Consider the following 18,872-nt stretch of genomic DNA (forward strand, 5'->3'; position numbering starts at 1 on the left):
CATCACGCGATGATGACAACTAGAAACTAAACCGTCTCAAACGGCAGCTTGCGCTGACGCTTGCCGGTCAGGGTGAACAGCGCATTGGCTACCGCCGGTGCAATCGGCGGCGTGCCGGGTTCGCCCAGGCCGGTCGGGTTGTCTTCCGACGGCACGAAGAACACATTCACCGGCGGCGCGTCGGGCATGCGCACGGGCGGGAAGTCGGTGAAGTTGCTGTTCTTGGTGGCACCGTTTTCGATGTCGATGGCAAAGCCGGGTTGAATCATCGCCAGGCCAAATACGCAGGCACCCTGAATCTGCGCTTCGGCGCCCATCGGGTTGACCACGCGGTTGGCATGCACGCCTGCGGTGACACGATGCACGCGCGGCTTGCCCTGGTCGACCGACACCTCCACCACATACGCCACCACCGATTCGAACGACGCATGCACCGCCACGCCCCAGGCCTGGCCCTTGGGCAGCTTGCGCTTGCCGTAGCCGGACTTGTCGACGGCCAGTTGAAGCGCCGCACGATGGCGCTCGTGCTCCTTGCCGGTAAAGCGCGCCAGGCGGAAGGCCACGGGGTCTTGCTTGGCGGCGTGCGCAACCTCGTCGACCATCGTTTCCATCACGTAAGCCGTATGCGTGTGGCCCACGGAACGCCACCACAGCACCGGCACGCTTACGTCCGGATGGTGCACCGTCAACTGCATCGGGAAGCCGTAGTCGTTTTCGATCACGCCCTCGACCATGGTCTCGTCCACACCGTTCTTGACCATGAAGGCTTCAAACGGGGTGCCCTTGAGGATCGACTGGCCGACGATTACGTGATCCCAGCCGACAACCTTGCCGCTGCTGTCCACGCCCACGTTGACGCGATGCAGATGCATCGGGCGGTAGTAGCCGCCGCGGATGTCGTCTTCGCGGCTCCAGATCACCTTGACTGGGCCGTTGTGTCCGGCCGCCGCATAAGCCTTGGCCACGTTGGCCGCTTCAACCACGTAGTCCGACGTGACGATCGCGCGCCGGCCAAAACCGCCGCCCGCCATCATCGTGTTCAGCTCGATCTTCTCGGGCGATACGCCGAGCACCTTGGCGATGGCACCCTGGTCGATGGTCTGGAACTGCGAGCCGACCCACACCTTCGCGCCCGTGGTCTTGCCGCCGTCCTTCTGCAAATCGATCGTGCAGTTCAGCGGCTCCATTGGCGCGTGCGCGAGGTACGGGAATTCGTAATCGGCCTGGATGCGCGTCGCGGCAGATTGGATTGCGCTCATATCGGCGGCCTTGGCCACCGTGCCGGGCTGGCCGGCGAGCTTCTTGTACTCCGCCATCAGCGCCGGTGTGGACACCGTCGAGCCGGCGTCTTCCCACGTGACCTGCAACGCATCGCGGCCCTGCTTGGCTGGCCAGTACCCGTCGGCAATCACGGCCACACCCGTGCCGCCACGGTCGGTCGGGATCTGCAGCACATCGACCACGCCCTTCACCGCCTTGGCCGCCGCCGCGTCGTACTTGGCCACCTTGCCGCCAAAGCGCGGCGGGCGGGCCAGCACCGCCACCTTCATGTTGGGCAGGCGCGTGTCGAGGCCAAACTTGAGCGAGCTGTCGAGCTTCGCGCGCGCATCGAGGCGCGGCGTCGGCTTGCCGACAATGCGGAACTGCGACGGATTCTTCAGCGTGACCTGCGCCGGCACCGGCAGCGCCATCGCCGCCTGAGCAAGCTCGCCGTAGGTGGCACGGTGGCTGCCCGACGTGACCACGCCATTTGCGGTGCGGCATGTCGACGGATCGACCTTCCAGCGCTCCGCCGCTGCCGAGATCAACATGGCACGCGCGCGACCGCCCAGTTCGCGGTATTGCTGGAACGAGTGATTCAGCGCCGTCGAGCCGCCCGTCATCTGGATGCCGAAGCCCGGGTCCTTGTACGGATCGCCCGCGGGCGCCAACATGCCGCGCACGTTGCGCCAGTCCACGTCGAGTTCTTCGGCCAGCGCCATCGGCAATGCCGTATGCACGCCCTGACCGAATTCGAGCCGGTTGACCGCCACGGTGACCGTGTTGTCCGGGGCAATGATGATGAACGCCTGCGGCGGCGATGGCGGCTTGGCCTTGGCGTCCTGCGCGCCGGCCAGCACCGGTGCCACGCCCAGGGCCAGGCCGCCGCCGGCCAGCGTCGTGAGCTTCAGAAAGCTGCGGCGATCGAGCGTTGCCGGCCCGGCATCCGCAGACGCCGGCTGATGTTGCGCGCCGCCACCGGCCAGCGCTTCAAGATTTCGAATACGCATCGTGAATTCTCCGGTGGGGCTCAGGCCAGCGATTTCGCTGCGTCGTGGATGGCCGCGCGAATGCGTTGGTACGTCGCGCAGCGGCACAAATTGCCGGCCATCGCGCTGTCGATATCGGCGTCGGTCGGCTTCTTCTTGGTGCGCAGCAAACCCACCGCGCTCATCATCTGGCCGCTCTGGCAGTAGCCGCATTGCGCCACGTCGTGCTTGACCCAGGCGTCGAGCACGGCCTTGCCGACTTTGTCATCGGCGATGTGTTCGGACGTGGTGATCTGCTGGCCGGCCACCGCAGAAATCGGCAGCACGCAGCTGCGCGTCGGCTGGCCGTTCAGGTGCACCGTGCAGGCGCCGCACGATGCGACGCCGCAACCGAATTTCGTGCCGGTCAGGCCGAGGTTGTCGCGCAACGCCCAGAGCAGCGGCGTCGACGGATCGGCATCAACTTCCACCGGTTTGCCGTTGATGTTCAACGTGACCATTGTGGGATTCTCCTTGTGGGGCGTGAGGGAGTCTTGCCGTTATAAACCCCTTGATATAGCGGGCTGGCGGCATGGACGGGGTGTATTAAAGCAGGTTCGGATAGGTTCTGCTGGCGCCCACATCACATGGCTTCTGGCGGGCTGCACACGTTTTCGTCGGCTCTGAATCTGGTGTTTCATCTGCCCCAAAAAACCGTCCGGAATCCGCCCACGCAGCTTGACAACACCCCGGCGGCGCCATCAATATCGCCAGATGCATTCTCAGCAGACCACCCTCCGTACCGCTCCTGCCCGCACCCTCTCGTGCGTGCGCGGTCTGCTATCCGCTTCCCTACTACGCGTGTAAGCGCGTAGACCTCTCTTTCCCCTCGTTCCGGTGTTTGACCGGTCCGTGCCGTAAGCGGCGACGGGCCTTGAGTGTGGCGCAGTTTGTGCGCCGAATCGTTGGAGCCTCTCATGCACGCCTCGATCCCGCTTTCGCTACGACTACCGACCGGTTGCCAGACCACGCGCCCGTGGCTGTCTGGCCGCCACATCCCGAACCCGATTCCGGCCACCCCGGACGCCGCCCGCGCGGCCGTCCCCGTTGTACGAAACCGATCTCGATCTCACAGGACACACTCACCATGTTGAAGAACCCCGCCACCAAGTACCGCCCCTTCCCCGCCATCGCCCTCGCCGATCGCACCTGGCCCAACAAGACCATCACCCGTGCCCCGATCTGGATGAGCACGGACCTGCGTGATGGCAACCAGGCCCTGTTCGAGCCGATGAACGCCGAGCGCAAGATGCGCATGTTCAAGATGCTCGTGCAGATCGGCTTCAAGGAAATCGAAGCCGCTTTCCCCGCCGCCTCCCAAACCGATTTTGATTTTGTGCGCGAGCTGATCGAGGGCGGACACATCCCCGACGGCGTGGCCATCGAAGTGCTCACGCAGGCCCGCGAAGACCTCATCCGCCGCACGATGGAATCCCTGCGGGGCGCCAAACGCGCCATCATCCACGTCTACAACGCCACCGCGCCGGTGTTCCGCCGCACGGTGTTCAACACCGACGGCGAAGGCGTCAAGCGCATTGCCGTGCAAAGCGCCAAGCTGATCCGCGAGATTGCGGAAACGATGCCCGAGACGCAGTGGACGTATCAGTACAGCCCGGAAGTCTTCAGCGGCACCGAACTGGATTTCGCGCTGGAGGTGTGCAACGCGGTGACCGAAGTCTGGGAGCCGACGCCCGAACACAAGATCATCTTCAATTTGCCTGCCACGGTGGAGATGGCCACGCCAAACATCTATGCCGACCAGATCGAATGGATGCACCGCAACCTGGCGCGCCGCGATTCGATCATCCTCTCGGTGCACCCGCACAACGACCGCGGCACGGCCGTGGCAGCCGCTGAGCTGGCCGTGATGGCCGGCGCCGATCGCGTGGAAGGTTGCCTGTTCGGCAATGGCGAGCGCACCGGCAACGTGGACCTCGTCACGCTTGCGTTGAACCTGTACTCACAGGGCGTGGATCCGGAACTGGATTTCTCGCACATCAATGACGTGGCACGGACCTGCGAAGACTGCACGCAACTGCCGGTGCATCCTCGCCATCCGTACGTCGGCGATCTGGTGTTCACGGCATTCTCGGGCTCGCACCAGGATGCGATCAAGAAAGGCTTTGCGGTGCAGAAGCCCGATGCGCTGTGGGAAATGCCTTACCTGCCGATCGACCCCGCCGACGTGGGCCGCACGTATGACTCGATCATTCGCGTGAACAGCCAGTCGGGCAAGGGCGGCATCGCCTATCTGCTGGAATCCGGCTATGGCGTGGCCATGCCGCGCCGCCTGCAGGTGGAATTCAGCAGCACCGTGCAAGAGCTGACCGACCAGAGCGGCCGCGAAGCCACCGGTGCCGACATCTGGGCGTTGTTCCAGCAGACCTATCTGCGCGGCGATGGCGCGATCGGCTACGTATCGCACCGCCTGACCGAGCGCGATGACGGCAGCCAGCATATTCGCCTGGTGGTCAATATCGCCGACCGCGAGCACATCTGCGAAGGCACCGGCAACGGGCCGCTCGATGCGCTGGTGCATGCGCTGTCGCACGTGCTGGCAGCGCCCGTGTCGATCCATCACTACGAGGAGCGTGCACTCGGCCAGGGTGCCAATGCCGATGCCATCGCGTTTGCAGAAATGGCCGCGCCGGGCGTGGCGGGCAGCGTCTTCGGCGTGGGCGTGGATGCCAACCTGACAACGGCGTCGATTCGCGCCGTGGTGGGCGGCGTCAATCGTTTGATCGCACGCGCCGGTAGCGGCATGCTGCGCAGCGGCAAGAGCGAGGCAGAAGCCGTGTAACTCACAAGTCGGGCTCACACAGTGGAGCGCGAGTTGCTAAATTGAAGAGATGAGGCTCGGGCCGCGCCCGGGCTCATCCCTTCACAAGCGCGCCAGCGTGCACATCCACTGCCACAGGAGAACCGACATGACCACTCGTCCGACCGCGAAAGAGAATGCCAAGCGTTTTGCCAGTGTGATCCAGGCGCTGCAGGCATGCGAGGCCGCTTGCACTCACTGCGCGACGGAATTCGGCAAGAACGGCCACGCCGAAGCCATGGCGCGCTGCATCGGTGTGTGCACGGACTGCGCCGAATATTGCGCCCTCACGCGCAAATTCCTGGAGCGCAACAGCGAATTTGCAGAACTGCTTCTGGAAGACTGCGCCGAGATCTGTTCCCAATGCGCGGAAGAATGCGATCATCACGGCCAAGGCCACTGCAGCGCCTGTGCCACGGCCTGCCGCGCCTGCTTGGACGCCTGCCTGAAAGTCGCCGGCGTCGAAGCCATCACCGCCGAGCCGACTGTCTTCTGATTCTTTTTTTTCAACGCGTATGAAAATTGGCGAACTCGCCCAGCGCACGGGCATCAGCATCGAGACCATCCGCTTCTATGAAGCGCAGGGCCTGCTGCCCCCGGCTGCACGCGCCGCCAACAACTATCGCGTCTACACCCCGGAGCATGTCGAGCAGTTGGCCTTCATTGCGAAGTGCCGGTCGCTCGACATGGCGCACACCGAAATCCGCCGTCTGCTCGAACTGCAGGCCAACCCGCAGGCCTCGTGCGAAGAGATCAACAACCTGCTGGACGAGCACCTGCGCCACGTTGAAGCGCGTATCGCAGAGCTGACCGATCTCAAGGGCCAGATCGAGGCGATTGGGCAACGCTGCACGACGGCAGCGTCCGTGGCTGAGTGCGGCGTGCTGCAGTCGTTGCACGAAGAGCCCGTCGCCGCCCATCCGCAAGGCCACAGTCACGAACATGGCGAGGGCGAACACGCGCACCGGCATATTCGCGGCGTGCATCGCTGAGCGACGTGCAGATTGTGGACGCTACGCCGGTGGTCCAGTCCGACGACATCAAGGTGGACTCGGCCTCCACGCTGGTACCAGCCTAGCGCAATAGGAAACGCCACCCCGGCGTGATCGCGTGGGAGCAGGCGCTTCCTACCGGCGAAAGCGCCCGCCACTCGGCTGACGGCCCCATCGTCTAACCGGGCTGATCGAGTGACCTTGCGCGTCGGCAGATCAAGCGCGCACGCGCATCACCCGCAGGCCGTTGAACACCACCAGCAGGCTCGCACCCACATCGGCAAAGATCGCCATCCACAACGTGGCGTCGCCCATCACGGCCAGCGCCAGAAACACCGCCTTGATGCCAAGCGCCAGCACGATGTTCTGGCGCAGCACGGCCACCGTGCGTCGGCTGATGCGGATGAAGCTGGCGAGCTTGCGCGGGTCGTCGTCCATGATGGCAACATCGGCGGCTTCCAGCGCGGTGGCTGTACCGGCGGCGCCCATGGCGAAACCGATGTCGGCGCGCGCCAGCGCCGGGGCGTCGTTGATGCCGTCGCCGACCATGCCGACGAAGCCGTGTTGGGCGGCCAGTTCACCGACCACGCGTTGCTTGTCGGCCGGCAGCTGCTGCGCGTGCACGTTGCCGATGCCGACCGTCTTGGCGATGGCCTGTGCTGCGCGGCGGTCGTCGCCGGTGAGCATGACGGGCGTCACGTCCAGCGCGCGCAATGCGGCGATGGCCTCGGCGCTTTCGGCCCGCTCGCGGTCGCGCACGCCAAAGAGCGCCACGGCGCCGTTCGCATCGCAGAGCGTGACGGCGGACATGCCCTCGGCTTGCAGTGACTCCGCAGCGGCACGCCAGTCGGAGGTATCGAAGCCACGCTCTGCGACGAGCGCCGCGTTGCCCAGATGCCAGCGCACACCGTTGAACGTGCCGGCCACGCCACGGCCCGGCAGCACCGACAGGTCTTGCACCGAGTTCGCATCGACCGCGCCGTGCGCTGCGGCCGCCTGCACAATGGCCACGGCAATCGGGTGCGTGGTGTTGGCATCCAGCGCTGCAGCCACTGCCAATGCATGCAATTGCGCCGTGTCGGTTGCGGCGTTCAACGCTGCGATGGCGCGGCGGGCGCCACCCGGCAACATCACCGCATCGAGCACCGGGCGGCCGGCAGTGAGCGTGCCGGTTTTGTCCAGCGCCAGCGCGCGTAGGCGCCGGCCGCTTTCCAGATACACCCCGCCCTTGACGACGATGCCACGGCGCGCGGCGGCGGCCAGTCCACTGACGACCGTGACCGGCGTGGAGATCACGAGCGCGCACGGGCACGCGATCACCAGCAGCACCAGCGCGCGATACGTCCACGCCAGCCAACCGTCGGCCGTGACGAGCGAGCCGATGACGGCAACCGCCAACGCCAGCAACATCACCGCGGGCGTATAGATGGAAGAGAACTTGTCGACAAAGCGCTGCGTGGGCGCCCGCTGCGATTGCGCTTGCTGGATGGCCCCGGCAATACGCGCCAGTGTGCTGTCCGCAGCCACCGCCGTGGCTTGCGCCTCGACCACGCCGTCGGTGACGATCGTGCCGGCCAGGATGGCGTCGCCAACGGCCTTCTCCACCGGCAGGCTTTCGCCTGTCACGGGCGATTCGTCGAGCGCCGCGCGACCGCTCACGATGCGCGCATCGACCGGCACGCGGCTGCCGGTGCGCACACGCAGGCGCGCCCCAACGACAACGCTGTCGACCGCCACATCGCGCCAGCCGCCTGCGCCATCGGCCAACTCTGCGGTGTCCGGCGCGATGGCGGTCAGGGCGCGTACGGCATCGCGGGCACGCACCAGCGCGCGCGCTTCGATGGCTTCGGCCACGGCAAACAGAAAGATCACCATGGCGGCTTCGGCCCACTTGCCGATCAGCAGCGCGCCGATGACGGCCACCGCCATCAGGAAGTTGATATTGAACGTGAGCGCGCGCACGGCAATCCAGCCCTTGCGCAGCGTGGGACCGCCGGCCAATGCGATGGAAGCCAGTGCCAACGCCAACACCGGCCAGGCGTGATCGCCCAGCGACCAGGCGATGGCTTCCGCACCGAAGGCAGTCACGCCGCCGATACCGAGCAGCCACGTGCGGCGCGAGATCCGGGTGGGCTCCGCAGATGCTGCGGACAGGCGCTCGCGCTGTTCAAGCACCTCGCCATCCATGCCGATGGCCCGCAGCGCCTCCAGGAAGGGCGTCACATCGTCAACGGTGTGGTGGATGGTGAGATGCCGCTCAAGCAAATTGAAATCGAGCGCGACGACGCCATCCGCGCTGCCCAGCTTGGTGCGGATCATGCGCTCTTCGGTCGGGCAATCCATTTGCTCGATGCGCACGACGGTGCGGCCGGTGGCGGCTGCGCGAGCTTGGGCATCGAAGGGGGCCGCGGCTACCGGCGCGTGGCCATGATCATGATCATGACCGTGGTGATCGTGATGATCGTGGCCATGGTCATGCGCAGGTTGGGCAGCGTTCCTTGCGACCGGTTGCGCATGACCGCAGCAACCGCCGCAGCCGGAGACTTCCGGCTTGGCGTGGTCGTGGACAGGCAGAGTGGAGGCGAGATCGGGTTTCATGCCTCCATTCAAAACCCTGAAGAAACTTCAGGGTCAAGCCCCGCATACCGCTGCTTCAGATAAGGTCTTTCATCCACTTGGCGACGATGGCACGGGCTTCCGGCCAGTCGCCCAGGCCCGATTCCGCGTTGATATGGCCGCGCGCGCCCAGGTTCACGGGCTCCGCACCCCACGCTTCGGCTTGACCGTGGCTCCAGGCGGCGTCGCTGAACGGATCGTCGGTGCTGAAGACGAGCACGGCAGGAAACGGCAAACGCTGCTGCGGAATCGGCCGGAAGTCTGCCAGTTCCGGCGGCATGCCGGCGCGATCCAGTTGCGGCGGAGCAACCAGCAAGGCCCCACGAACCCGCACGGCACGCGCCGAAGTGGCCGCCCAATGCGCCGTCAGCACGCAGCCCAGGCTGTGCGCCACCAAAACGACATCGCCGGGCGCTGCGCCGACTTCGGCTTCGAGCGCGGCCACCCAATTGGCACGCTTCGGGGTCAACCAATCGCGCTGTTCGACACGGCGGTCACCATGCAGGCGTTCCCAGCGCGATTGCCAATGCTCTGGGCCAGAGTTCTGCCAGCCGGGGAGGATCAAGACGGTGGGGGTGGCGCTCACGATGTCTCCCGCAGCGGATGGTGAGTTGAGATGCGCGACATTTTGCCGGGATTTCGTGGGCGGCGTCGGCGCCACTCATCGACAAATCCGCTCAATCCATCCAAATGTTCTGTTTCACAGGCAGATGACGCGCTTCTACAGTCGCTCATAAATCCCGCCAACAGGGATTCCGAATCCAACACTCGGAGGAGACCATGCTCGCACTGCTCGGGCTGTTGACCATCGTCGCGCTGTTTGTCGTCATCCTGACCAAACGCATGTCGCCGCTGGTCGCGCTCATCGCCATACCCGTCATCGCCGCGCTCGTAGGCGGCTTCGGGCTGAACACCAGCAAATTCATCATCGGCGGCATCAAAGACGTCGCGCCCGTGGCGGGGATGTTCATCTTCGCCATCCTGTACTTCGGCATCGTGACCGACGCCGGCATGCTGGACCCGATCATCGACCGCATCCTGCGCACCGTGGGCAGCCGTCCGCCGCGCATCGTGGTGGGTTCTGCCCTGCTGGCGCTGCTGATCCACCTGGACGGCTCGGGCGCGGTGGCGTTCCTCATCACCATTCCGGCCATGCTGCCGCTGTATGACCGCCTCGGCATGGACCGCCGCATCCTGGCGTGCGTGACGTCGATGGCGTGCGGCGTGAACTTCCTGCCGTGGACGGGGCCGATGATCCGCGCCTCGGCCTCGCTGCATATGCCGGTCACGGACATCTTCAACCCGCTGATCCCGGTGCAGATTGCCGGGCTCGTTTTCGTGTTCGCGTGCGCATGGCTGCTGGGCAAGCGTGAAGAGAAGCGCCTGGGCCTGGCCAACCACGCCGGCGGCACGCAGGTCGTCGCGCGCCCCGTGACGGATGCAGAGCAGGCGCTGCGCCGCCCGCGCAATTTCTGGATCAACCTCATCCTCACCGTCGTGGTGATGGGCGTGATGGTGAGCGGCAAGGTCGACCCGGTGGTGATGTTCATGCTGGGCGTGGTGGCCGCGCTGCTGATCAACTACCCGAACGTCGATCAGCAACGCCAGCGCGTGGACGCCCACGCCAAGGCCGCGCTGATGATGGCGAGCATCCTGCTGGCGGCAGGCGTGTTCACCGGCATCATGAGCAAGTCCGGCATGCTCACCGCAATGGCGAAGACGGCGGTCGATTTCATTCCGCCCGGCATGGCGCACCACATCCCGGTGGTGCTGGGCGTGCTGTCGATGCCGCTGTCGCTGCTGTTCGATCCGGATTCGTTCTACTTCGGTGTACTGCCCGTCGTGGCCGAAGCGTCGAAGATGCTGGGCGTTGCGCCGGTGCATGTGGCACAGGCGGCCGTGCTCGGCCAGATGACCACCGGCTTCCCGGTCAGCCCGCTCACACCGGCGACGTTCCTCGTGGTGGGCCTGTGCGGCATCGAGCTGGCCGACCACCAGAAATTCTCGATCCCCTTCCTGTTCGGTGCCTCGCTACTGATGACCGCAGTGGCCGTGGTGCTGGGCGTGCTTCCCTGGTGATGGCATGAAGACTGCGTTGAAAACACTGCGCATCGGCGGCGGCGCCGGTTATTCAGGCGACCGCATCGAACCGGCGCTGGAACTGGCAGAGCACGGCGACATCGACGTGCTGATGTTCGAATGCCTGGCCGAGCGCACCATCGCGCTCGCACAGCAGGTGCGCCGCAAAGACCCGTCGCATGGCTACGACCCGCTGCTCGAAGCGCGCATGCGGGCAGTACTGCCGGCCTGCGCGGCGCGCGGCATCCGCATCGTCACGAACATGGGCGCGGCCAACCCGCAGGCGGCGGCCGAACGCACACTCGACATCGCCCGCGAGCTGGGGCTCAAGCTGCGCGTGGCGGCCGTGACGGGCGACGATGTGTTCGATCTGCTGCAGGCCCGCGGCCACGACTTCACGCTGATGGATGGCGGCGCGCCAGTGGCATCGCTGCAGGCACGTATGGTGTCGGCCAATGCGTACCTCGGCGCGCAGGGCATTGTCGATGCGCTGGCGCAAGGCGCGGACGTCGTCATCACCGGGCGCGTGGCCGATCCGGCGCTGGCGCTTGGGCCGCTCGTCCATGCGTTTGGATGGCGCATGGACGACTGGCACCGCCTGGGCTGCGGCACGCTCGCCGGGCACCTGCTCGAATGCGCCGGACAAATCACCGGCGGCTACTTTGCCGACCCCGGCATCAAGGACGTACCGGCACTCGCTCGTCTGGGCTTCCCGATTGGCGAGGTGGGCGAAGACGGCTCGGTGCGCATCACCAAGGTCGCCACGGCCGGTGGCCTTGTCACCGAAGCCACGTGCAAGGAGCAGTTGCTGTACGAGATCCACGACCCGGCGCGCTACCTCACGCCGGATGTGGTGGCGGACTTCTCCAACGTGCGCATGCACGCCGACGGCAAAGACCGCGTTGTCATTGAAGGGGCCACCGGCACACCGCGCACGGGCCAGTTGAAGGTCTCGATCGGCTATCTCGACAGCTATATCGGCGAAGGCCAGATCAGCTATGCCGGCCCCAACGCGGTGGCGCGCGGCAAGCTGGCGCTCGACATCGTGCGCGAGCGGTTGGCGCTCACCGGCGTGCAGATGACGGAAACGCGCTTTGAGCTGATCGGCGTGAATGCGCTGCACGGCGCAGCCCTTTCCCGCGCCGATGCCGAACCGTATGAAGTGCGCGTGCGCGTGGCCGCGCGCACCGAATCGATGGCCGAAGCCGTGCGCGTCGGCAACGAAGTGGAAACCTTGCTAACGTGCGGCCCGTCGGGCGGCGGCGGGGCGACCAAGAGCGCGCGCGAGATCATCGCCGTGGCATCGACGTTGATTCCTGCTGAACTCGCGCCGCACGCCGTGCACATCCTGGAGAGCTGACATGCCCCGCACCCTCCGCGACCTCGCCCACACCCGCGCCGGCGACAAGGGCGACATCTCATGCATCTCCGTCATCGCGCTCCGTCCGGAATGTGCGGAAGAATTTGCCTTGCTTGAGCAGCACGTCACGGCAGAACGCGTGCGCGCGCATTTCGCTGAACTCGTTTGCGGCGAGGTCGAACGCTACGTGCTGCCGCAGCTTGGCGCGCTCAACTTCGTACTCCACGGCGCCCTGGCCGGCGGCGTGACGCGCTCGCTGGCGCTGGATGCGCATGGCAAGTCGCTGTCCAGCGCACTGCTCACGCTCGAGATTCCAGGCTAAGCTGGCGCACCCGCCCGGCATCGCCATGAACCTCTCCGTCAAGCAGCTCCGCGCCTTTGCCGCGCTGCGCGAGCACAAGAACTTCACGCAGGCGGCAGAGACGTGTCACCTGTCGCAATCGGCCTTCAGCGCGCTGATCCAGAACCTGGAGGCCGATGCCGGCGTGCGCCTGTTCGACCGCAATACGCGCCATGTTGAACTGACCCCCGAGGGCGAAGCCTTTGCGGAATCGGCGCTGCGCCTGCTGGCCGATTTCGAGGCGACGTTCTCCGAGCTGCGCGATCGCGCCGCGGCACGCACCGGACGCGTGACGGTGGCCGCGCTGCCGTCGATCGCGGCGGGGATTCTGCCTGGCGTGCTGGCCACATTCTCTGCAGAGCATCCGGGCATTCAACTGGCGCTGCACGATCAACTGTCGGACTCATGCATCGACATGGTCCGGCGCGGGGCGGCGGACTTCGCCATCGCGGCCATGGGCGCCGACATGGCAGGCCTGGCCGCCCAGCCGTTCTGCACCGACGACTTCCACCTCGTCTGCCATCAGGAGCACCCGCTTTCGCGCAAGCCGGCGCTGGCCGTGGGCGATCTTGTCGATACGCCGTTCATCCACCTTGCGCGCAACACGAGCATCCGGCAGTACCTCGATGCGGCGCTGCATCCAACGAAGCTGCGCAGCGGCATGGAAGTCGAACATCTGGCCACGGCGGCGGCGCTGGTGGCGGCCAACCTGGGCATCACCGTCATTCCTGCGCTGGCGCTGTTCCAGTTCCGTCTGCCGGAGCTGGTGGTGCGACCGCTGCCCCTGCCGGGGCTGGTGCGCACGCTGTATGTCATCCGGCGCGACGGGCGCAGCCTTTCCGTGGCGGCGCAAGGGTTGCTGGACTTGCTGCTGGCGCACCCGGCGCGCGCGGCGGCGCCAGTTTGACGGCGCGCAACCCGGGCACATCCGGGGGTGCGGCATCGCCCACCTGCGCTGCTACAGTGAGGCATCCCATTCCGATTCTGCGGAGCGCCCCATGCATCAGCGCATTCTTGCCGCTTTCGACGGCACCCATGAAGCCCACTTGGCGGTCGAGGAAGCAGCCGCCCTTGCCCGCGCTTTCAACGGCCGCGTCCGGGTCGTCTGGGCGATCGGTTCGCCTGCCATGCCTGAGTCGCGCGAAATCTATAGCGTCGACAAACTGCGCGAAGAAGCACACCGCACAGCCAGCGCATCGCTGGTCGAATTGCAGCGCCAGTTCGACGCCGACGGCACCCCCGCCGAAACCGGCGTGCTGATGCTCGACGCCACCGATGACGATATCGGCAACGCGCTCGAGCACGAAGCCGAACGCTGGCAGGCCGACACCATCGTTGTAGGGTCGCAAGGCAAGCACGGGCTCGCGCGCCTGCTACTGGGCAGTGTGGCCGAGCGAACGACGCGCCTGTCGCACCGCACCGTTATCGTGGTACGCGCACAGCACCCTCAGCATGCAGCCGGCTGAAGTCGAATAGCCCCACTATGCAACCTGTTGCATAGAAAAAGTTGACTGTGCTATGTTGCGTCCCACGTTGATGCAATCCGTTGCACTTTCTGCTCAGGAGCCCGCATGCCGCAGCCGATTCCCCAGACACTGAACGCGCCCGCGCAGGCCACGCTCGAGGCCTGGCATGCCATGCTCGAGAGCGGCAACATGGACGATCTCGACCGGCTGTTCGCCGATGAAGTGGTCTTCCGCTCACCCGTGGCGCACACGCCTTACCCGGGCCGCACGGCGACCACGCTGGTGCTTCGCACCGTCAACACCGTCTTTGAAGACTTCAAATACCACCGCAGCTTCGTCACCGGCGACGGCGCCAGCGTGGTGCTCGAATTCAGTGCCAACGTGAGCGGCAAGGCCCTCAAGGGCATCGACATGGTGCGCTTTAACGCTGAAGGCAAGATCGTCGAGTTTGAAGTCATGGTGCGCCCGGCCACCGGCCTGCAGGCACTCGGCGCGGCCATGGGTGCCAAATTGGGCGACAAGATCGCGCTGCTCAAGGCCGAAGCCTGACCCGCTCCCCCCTCCCTACGTTCCCTTATTCCATAACGATTCCAACGGAGACTGCCATGTCGCTGCCCCCGATCCTGCAAAACCGCCTGTCCGTGCCCGTGGTGGGCTCGCCACTGTTCATCATTTCCAACCCCGACCTCGTGATCGCGCAGTGCAAGGCGGGCGTGGTCGGCTCGTTCCCGGCGCTCAATGCGCGGCCGGCCGAGCTGCTGGAGACCTGGCTGCAGCGCATCACCACGGAGCTGGCCGAATACGACGCCCAGCACCCCGACAAGCCGTCGGCGCCATTTGCCGTCAACCAGATCGTGCACAAGTCGAACGACCGCCTGGAGCACGACCTGGAGCTGTGCGTGAAGTACAAGGTGCCCATCGTCATCACGTCGCTGGGCGCGCGTGAAGACGTGAACCAAGCGGTGCACAGCTATGGCGGCATCGTGCTGCACGACGTCATCAACAATAAGTTCGCCAAGAAGGCGATCGAGAAAGGCGCGGATGGCCTGATCGCCGTGGCGGCGGGCGCAGGCGGTCATGCGGGCACAACGTCGCCGTTTGCGCTGATCCACGAAATTCGCGAATGGTTCGATGGCCCGTTGCTGCTGTCGGGCGCCATCGCCAACGGCAACGCCATCCTGGCGGCGCTGGCAGCCGGCGCTGATCTGGCCTATGTCGGCTCCGCGTTCATCGCCACCGAAGAAGCGAATGCGATCGAGGGCTACAAGCAAGCGATCGTGGAAAGCACCGCCAGCGATATCGTCTACACGAACCTGTTCACCGGCGTGCACGGCAACTACCTGCGCAAGAGCATCGAAGGCGCCGGCCTGGACCCGGACGCGCTGCCGGAATCGGACCCGAGCAAGATGAACTTCGGCTCGGGCGGCGGCGCAAAGGCCAAGGCGTGGAAAGACATCTGGGGCGCCGGCCAGGGCGTTGGCGCGGTCAAGCGCGTGGTGCCGGCGGCGGAACTCGTCAAGCGCTTTGCCGAGGAGTTCGAGGTGGCACGCCGGCGCCTGAACAACATCGAAGCGCTGCGCACCGCGGCCGATAGTAGGGCGACGGCTTAAGGCTTAAGCGGTCACTGAGGCTGGCTCCAGCAACGGCAGCACATCGTCTGCCCACGCGAGCCAGCCTTCTTCGTAAACGATGCCGCGCTGAAGCACCGCGTGCTGCAGCTGCTGCGCACGCGTGAGATCAGCCCGGGCAAAATCGCGCTGTTCGATCTCGCGGAACGTATTCAGCCGCGTGCGGTGCTGCTCGATCAGGCGCTGCATCTCTTCCGCAAAACCGAGCGGGCCGATCACTGCGTCGGCGCGCAGCTTCACCAGCACTTCTTCGCGGTTGTCCGACGACACGGTCGGCTCCAGCACCCAGCGCGCGAGTTCGTCGCGGCCCGGCGGCAGCACGGTGTAGGTCTTCTTGCGGCTGTCTTCCTCTTCCTCCACGCTCACCCAGCCGGCTTCGGCCATGCGCCCGAGTTCGCGGTAGATCTGCTGATGCGTGGCGCTCCAGAAATAACCCATCGACTTGTCAAAGCGTCGGGCAAGCTCGTAGCCCGACGAGGGCTTTTCCAGCAGGGATGTCAGCAGCGCGTGTTGGATGGACATGATGGGATTTTTTATATAAGCCGTTGATTCTAAATGCAGAATACCCGCTGCGTGGAAGATTTTTTCCCACGGAATCAAGGTGTTTCTTGGCAATACCATCGATGATTGCCACGAACTTGTTCAACGGCATCGGGCTCGTTCAGGGCTCCCGCAACGAAGATTGAGCTATGCGAGTTGCCGAGCTAATGCCGATTAGCGAAACCCGGAGCATGAGCCTTTGATGAGTTGCGAGAAGTTCTATGTCATCACCGGCGCTTCTGGTGCTGGCAAGTCGACTCTTTTGAACGCGCTGGGCGAACGGGGCATTTCAGTCATGCCCGAGGCCGCGCTCTCAATCGTTCAGGAACAGGAAAGCTCCGATGGAACGCGCCTTCCGGGCACCGACCTGCAGGCGTTCATGAACGCAGTGATGGAGCGAAACATCAGGGCGTGTGAGGCGGCGAAGTCCCTGCCACCACCGGTGTTCTTTGATCGCGGCATGCCGGAACGCATAGCGCACATGAAGCGACTAAGCCTCGACAGAAATCCCGCATACGTTGAGGCATCGCAAGCGCGACGCTATGCAAACACCGTGTTCGTGGCGGAGCCTTGGCCAGAGATTTACGTTTGCGATCAATGGCGACGTGCGCCATTTGCGCGCGCTGCTCGCTCGTTCGAGCCGACCGTGCTGGCCTACGTGGACGAGGGCTACACAACATGCGTACTTCCCAAGGTATCGGTAGAACGGCGCGTTGCATTCATTCTTGCTCACGTGCGCCGGCTCAGAGCGGGCGAGGCTGCATGAAAACGCGTGTCGAATGTCCGTACAAAAAGCTCGACCCTCCAGCGACGACGGAACGGTAGAGCGGCCCCTGACACCGGAATATTTTCGCGGCTCACACAGCCGCACACCGTTTCTGTCGTATTCGGGCGGTCCGGGAAGATCGCGATCAGGCGCTCGCCATGGAAAACGGCTCCTACAATCCAGTCAACCCCAAGGCCCCGCTCAAGGGCAAGGCGGCAGAAGAGCAGAACAAGATGAACTCCATCCTGAAGACGGCCGTTGCGCTGGACTGGGACGTGATCAACGCCGAGCGCCCCGAGTGGAGCAAGCGCTGGAACCGCATCGTCGAGCGTTGAGCCTTACGCACCACCGCATCGCAACAGTTTTTCGATTGAACACGAGAGAAGAGCAAGGATTCACGCCATGTCAGATTCCCGAACACGATTGCAGACCGTACTGAAGTCCCTCGGCCTGGACCTGAAGGCCTATGAAGGCACGGACTGGACGAGCCGCGCCCCGCGCGATGGCACGGTATTGGCAACCGTGAAATCACACACCGCCACCGAGGCCGAGGCGGCCATCCAGAGCGCGCATCTGGCGTATCTGGCATGGCGCATCGTGCCGGCACCCGTGCGCGGCGAACTCGTGCGCCGCTTGGGCGAAGTCCTGCGCACGCACAAGGCGGCGCTGGGCGAACTGGTCTCGCTGGAAGCCGGCAAGATCACCTCCGAAGGCCTGGGCGAAGTGCAGGAGATGATCGACATCTGCGACTTTGCCGTCGGCCTGTCGCGGCAACTGCATGGCCTGACCATCGCCAGCGAGCGCCCCGGGCACCGGATGATGGAGACGTGGCATCCGATGGGCGTGGTGGGCATCATTTCGGCGTTCAACTTCCCGGTGGCGGTGTGGTCGTGGAACGCCGCGCTCGCCCTGGTGTGCGGCAACGCCATCGTGTGGAAGCCGTCGGAGAAAACGCCGCTCACCGCCATCGCTTGTCAGCACCTGATGCAGCAGGTAGTCGACGCGTTCAATGCAGAGAAGCCGGGCGCCATTCCTGCCGGACTGAGCCAACTGCTGATTGGCGGGCGCGACGTGGGCGAAGCGCTGGTGGCCAGCCACCTGGTGCCGGTGGTCAGCGCCACGGGCTCGACGCGCATGGGCCGCCAAGTGGGCGTGAAGGTGGCAGAGCGCTTCGGCCGCTCGATCCTGGAGCTGGGCGGCAACAACGCGATGATCGTCACGCCGTCGGCGGATCTGGAACTGGCCGCGCGCGCCATCACGTTTGCCGCCGTCGGCACTGCAGGCCAACGCTGCACCTCGCTGCGGCGTTTGATCGTGCACCGCTCGGTGGCCGATACGCTGCTGGCTCGCCTGGAAAAGATCTACCAGAGCATCGCCATTGGCGACCCGCTGGCTGACGGCACGCTGGTCGGCCCGCTGATCGACCAGGCCGCCTTCGACGGCATGCAGCAGGCACTCGCGCAGGCCCGCGCCGAAGGTGGCGAAGTGCTGGGCGGCGAGCGCGTGCGAGAAGACCTCGGCGCCGACGCCTGGTATGTCCGTCCTGCGCTGGTCAAGATGCCGAAGCCGACGAAGGTGATGGAAACCGAGACCTTCGCGCCGATCCTCTATGTCGTGACGTACGACGGCGACACCGAGCAGGCGATCGCCATCCAGAACGGCGTACCGCAGGGCCTGTCCTCGGCGATCTTCACGGCAAACCTGAGCGATGCCGAGCGCTTTATGTCGTCGGCGGGCAGCGACTGCGGCATCGCCAACGTCAACATCGGCACGTCGGGCGCCGAAATCGGCGGCGCATTCGGCGGCGAGAAGGAAACAGGCGGCGGCCGGGAATCCGGCTCGGACGCGTGGAAGGGCTACATGCGCCGCGCCACGAACACGGTCAACTACAGCGGCGCGCTGCCGCTGGCGCAGGGCGTCCGGTTCGACGTTTGATCAGCGCCCGATCGACGTGATGTTCGGGCGGCGGCGCCAGATGC

Annotated in this window: 19 protein-coding genes; 14 read left to right on the top strand and 5 right to left on the bottom strand. The window is 65.3% G+C overall.

From position 1 onward, the window contains the following. Nucleotides 1-26 precede the first annotated feature (26 nt). Together RP6297_RS17520 and RP6297_RS17525 are read right to left on the bottom strand one after the other, a co-directional pair. Nucleotides 27-2,270: a xanthine dehydrogenase family protein molybdopterin-binding subunit gene (locus tag RP6297_RS17520; RefSeq protein ID WP_009240026.1), complete on the bottom strand. Its 2,244-nt coding sequence runs from the start codon at nt 2,268-2,270 to the stop codon at nt 27-29. Nucleotides 2,271-2,290: 20 nt separating this feature from the next. Then, nucleotides 2,291-2,749, bottom strand: coding sequence for a (2Fe-2S)-binding protein (locus tag RP6297_RS17525; RefSeq protein WP_004631388.1), 459 nt, complete (start codon nt 2,747-2,749; stop codon nt 2,291-2,293). A 626-nt stretch (nt 2,750-3,375) separates the two neighbouring features. On the opposite strand from RP6297_RS17525, the gene leuA reads away from it, so the two are divergent. The 3 genes from leuA (at nt 3,376) to cadR (ending at nt 6,098) form a co-directional block, all read left to right on the top strand. Next, nucleotides 3,376-5,088: a 2-isopropylmalate synthase gene (gene leuA / locus RP6297_RS17530; protein WP_009240027.1), complete on the top strand. Its 1,713-nt coding sequence runs from the start codon at nt 3,376-3,378 to the stop codon at nt 5,086-5,088. Nucleotides 5,089-5,215: 127 nt separating this feature from the next. After that, nucleotides 5,216-5,602 (top strand): four-helix bundle copper-binding protein, encoded by a 387-nt coding sequence (locus tag RP6297_RS17535; protein WP_009240028.1) that lies wholly within the window; start codon nt 5,216-5,218, stop codon nt 5,600-5,602. A gap of 19 nt (nt 5,603-5,621) precedes the next feature. Beyond that, nucleotides 5,622-6,098 (top strand): Cd(II)/Pb(II)-responsive transcriptional regulator, encoded by a 477-nt coding sequence (cadR, locus tag RP6297_RS17540; protein ID WP_004631385.1) that lies wholly within the window; start codon nt 5,622-5,624, stop codon nt 6,096-6,098. Between the two features lie 216 nt (nt 6,099-6,314). Here the strand turns inward: cadR and RP6297_RS17545 are convergent, their stop codons facing one another. Next, the gene (locus RP6297_RS17545; RefSeq protein WP_223293309.1) at nt 6,315-8,417 is read right to left on the bottom strand and encodes a heavy metal translocating P-type ATPase; all 2,103 of its coding nucleotides are present in this window, start codon (nt 8,415-8,417) and stop codon (nt 6,315-6,317) included. On the opposite strand from RP6297_RS17545, the gene RP6297_RS17550 reads away from it, so the two are divergent. Continuing rightward, nucleotides 8,349-8,759: a hypothetical protein gene (locus tag RP6297_RS17550; RefSeq protein ID WP_223293310.1), complete on the top strand. Its 411-nt coding sequence runs from the start codon at nt 8,349-8,351 to the stop codon at nt 8,757-8,759. The genes RP6297_RS17545 and RP6297_RS17550 overlap by 69 nt on opposite strands. Here RP6297_RS17550 and RP6297_RS17555 read toward each other — a convergent pair. Further along, nucleotides 8,752-9,300, bottom strand: a complete 549-nt coding sequence (locus RP6297_RS17555) for an RBBP9/YdeN family alpha/beta hydrolase (protein ID WP_009240030.1) — start codon at nt 9,298-9,300, stop codon at nt 8,752-8,754. The genes RP6297_RS17550 and RP6297_RS17555 overlap by 8 nt on opposite strands. A 194-nt stretch (nt 9,301-9,494) precedes the next feature. On the opposite strand from RP6297_RS17555, the gene RP6297_RS17560 reads away from it, so the two are divergent. From RP6297_RS17560 to RP6297_RS17590, 7 genes are all read left to right on the top strand, one after another. After that, nucleotides 9,495-10,793, top strand: coding sequence for a CitMHS family transporter (locus tag RP6297_RS17560; protein WP_009240031.1), 1,299 nt, complete (start codon nt 9,495-9,497; stop codon nt 10,791-10,793). A gap of 4 nt (nt 10,794-10,797) precedes the next feature. Continuing rightward, entirely contained in the window at nt 10,798-12,153 is a 1,356-nt protein-coding gene (locus RP6297_RS17565; RefSeq protein ID WP_009240032.1) for an acyclic terpene utilization AtuA family protein, read from the top strand. A 1-nt stretch (nt 12,154) separates the two neighbouring features. Then, nucleotides 12,155-12,475: an AtuA-related protein gene (locus tag RP6297_RS17570; RefSeq protein ID WP_009240033.1), complete on the top strand. Its 321-nt coding sequence runs from the start codon at nt 12,155-12,157 to the stop codon at nt 12,473-12,475. A 25-nt stretch (nt 12,476-12,500) separates the two neighbouring features. Beyond that, the gene (locus RP6297_RS17575; protein WP_009240034.1) at nt 12,501-13,400 is read left to right on the top strand and encodes a LysR family transcriptional regulator; all 900 of its coding nucleotides are present in this window, start codon (nt 12,501-12,503) and stop codon (nt 13,398-13,400) included. Between the two features lie 91 nt (nt 13,401-13,491). After that, complete coding sequence (locus RP6297_RS17580) at nt 13,492-13,959, top strand: universal stress protein (RefSeq protein ID WP_009240035.1); 468 nt, start codon at nt 13,492-13,494, stop codon at nt 13,957-13,959. Between the two features lie 105 nt (nt 13,960-14,064). Next, nucleotides 14,065-14,508 (top strand): nuclear transport factor 2 family protein, encoded by a 444-nt coding sequence (locus RP6297_RS17585; RefSeq protein WP_009240036.1) that lies wholly within the window; start codon nt 14,065-14,067, stop codon nt 14,506-14,508. Nucleotides 14,509-14,564: 56 nt separating this feature from the next. Next, nucleotides 14,565-15,569 carry an NAD(P)H-dependent flavin oxidoreductase gene (locus RP6297_RS17590; protein WP_009240037.1) on the top strand — a complete coding sequence of 335 codons (1,005 nt, stop codon included), beginning with the start codon at nt 14,565-14,567 and terminating at the stop codon, nt 15,567-15,569. Nucleotides 15,570-15,572: 3 nt separating this feature from the next. Here RP6297_RS17590 and RP6297_RS17595 read toward each other — a convergent pair whose 3' ends face one another. Continuing rightward, nucleotides 15,573-16,109, bottom strand: a complete 537-nt coding sequence (locus RP6297_RS17595) for a PadR family transcriptional regulator (protein ID WP_009277076.1) — start codon at nt 16,107-16,109, stop codon at nt 15,573-15,575. 220 nt (nt 16,110-16,329) lie between these two features. Here RP6297_RS17595 and RP6297_RS17600 point away from each other — a divergent pair, with 220 nt between their 5' ends. The 3 genes from RP6297_RS17600 (at nt 16,330) to amaB (ending at nt 18,828) form a co-directional block, all read left to right on the top strand. Next, nucleotides 16,330-16,893: an AAA family ATPase gene (locus RP6297_RS17600; protein WP_009240039.1), complete on the top strand. Its 564-nt coding sequence runs from the start codon at nt 16,330-16,332 to the stop codon at nt 16,891-16,893. A gap of 158 nt (nt 16,894-17,051) precedes the next feature. Then, a complete protein-coding gene (locus RP6297_RS17605; RefSeq protein WP_009240040.1) occupies nt 17,052-17,228 on the top strand; it encodes a hypothetical protein in 177 nt (58 codons plus the stop codon). Between the two features lie 67 nt (nt 17,229-17,295). Continuing rightward, nucleotides 17,296-18,828, top strand: a complete 1,533-nt coding sequence (amaB, locus tag RP6297_RS17610) for an L-piperidine-6-carboxylate dehydrogenase (protein ID WP_009240041.1) — start codon at nt 17,296-17,298, stop codon at nt 18,826-18,828. The last annotated feature ends 44 nt before the right edge of the window (nt 18,829-18,872 follow it).

This window comes from Ralstonia pickettii (genome assembly GCF_016466415.2).
In the GTDB taxonomy this organism is placed as follows: Bacteria; Pseudomonadota; Gammaproteobacteria; order Burkholderiales; family Burkholderiaceae; genus Ralstonia; species Ralstonia pickettii.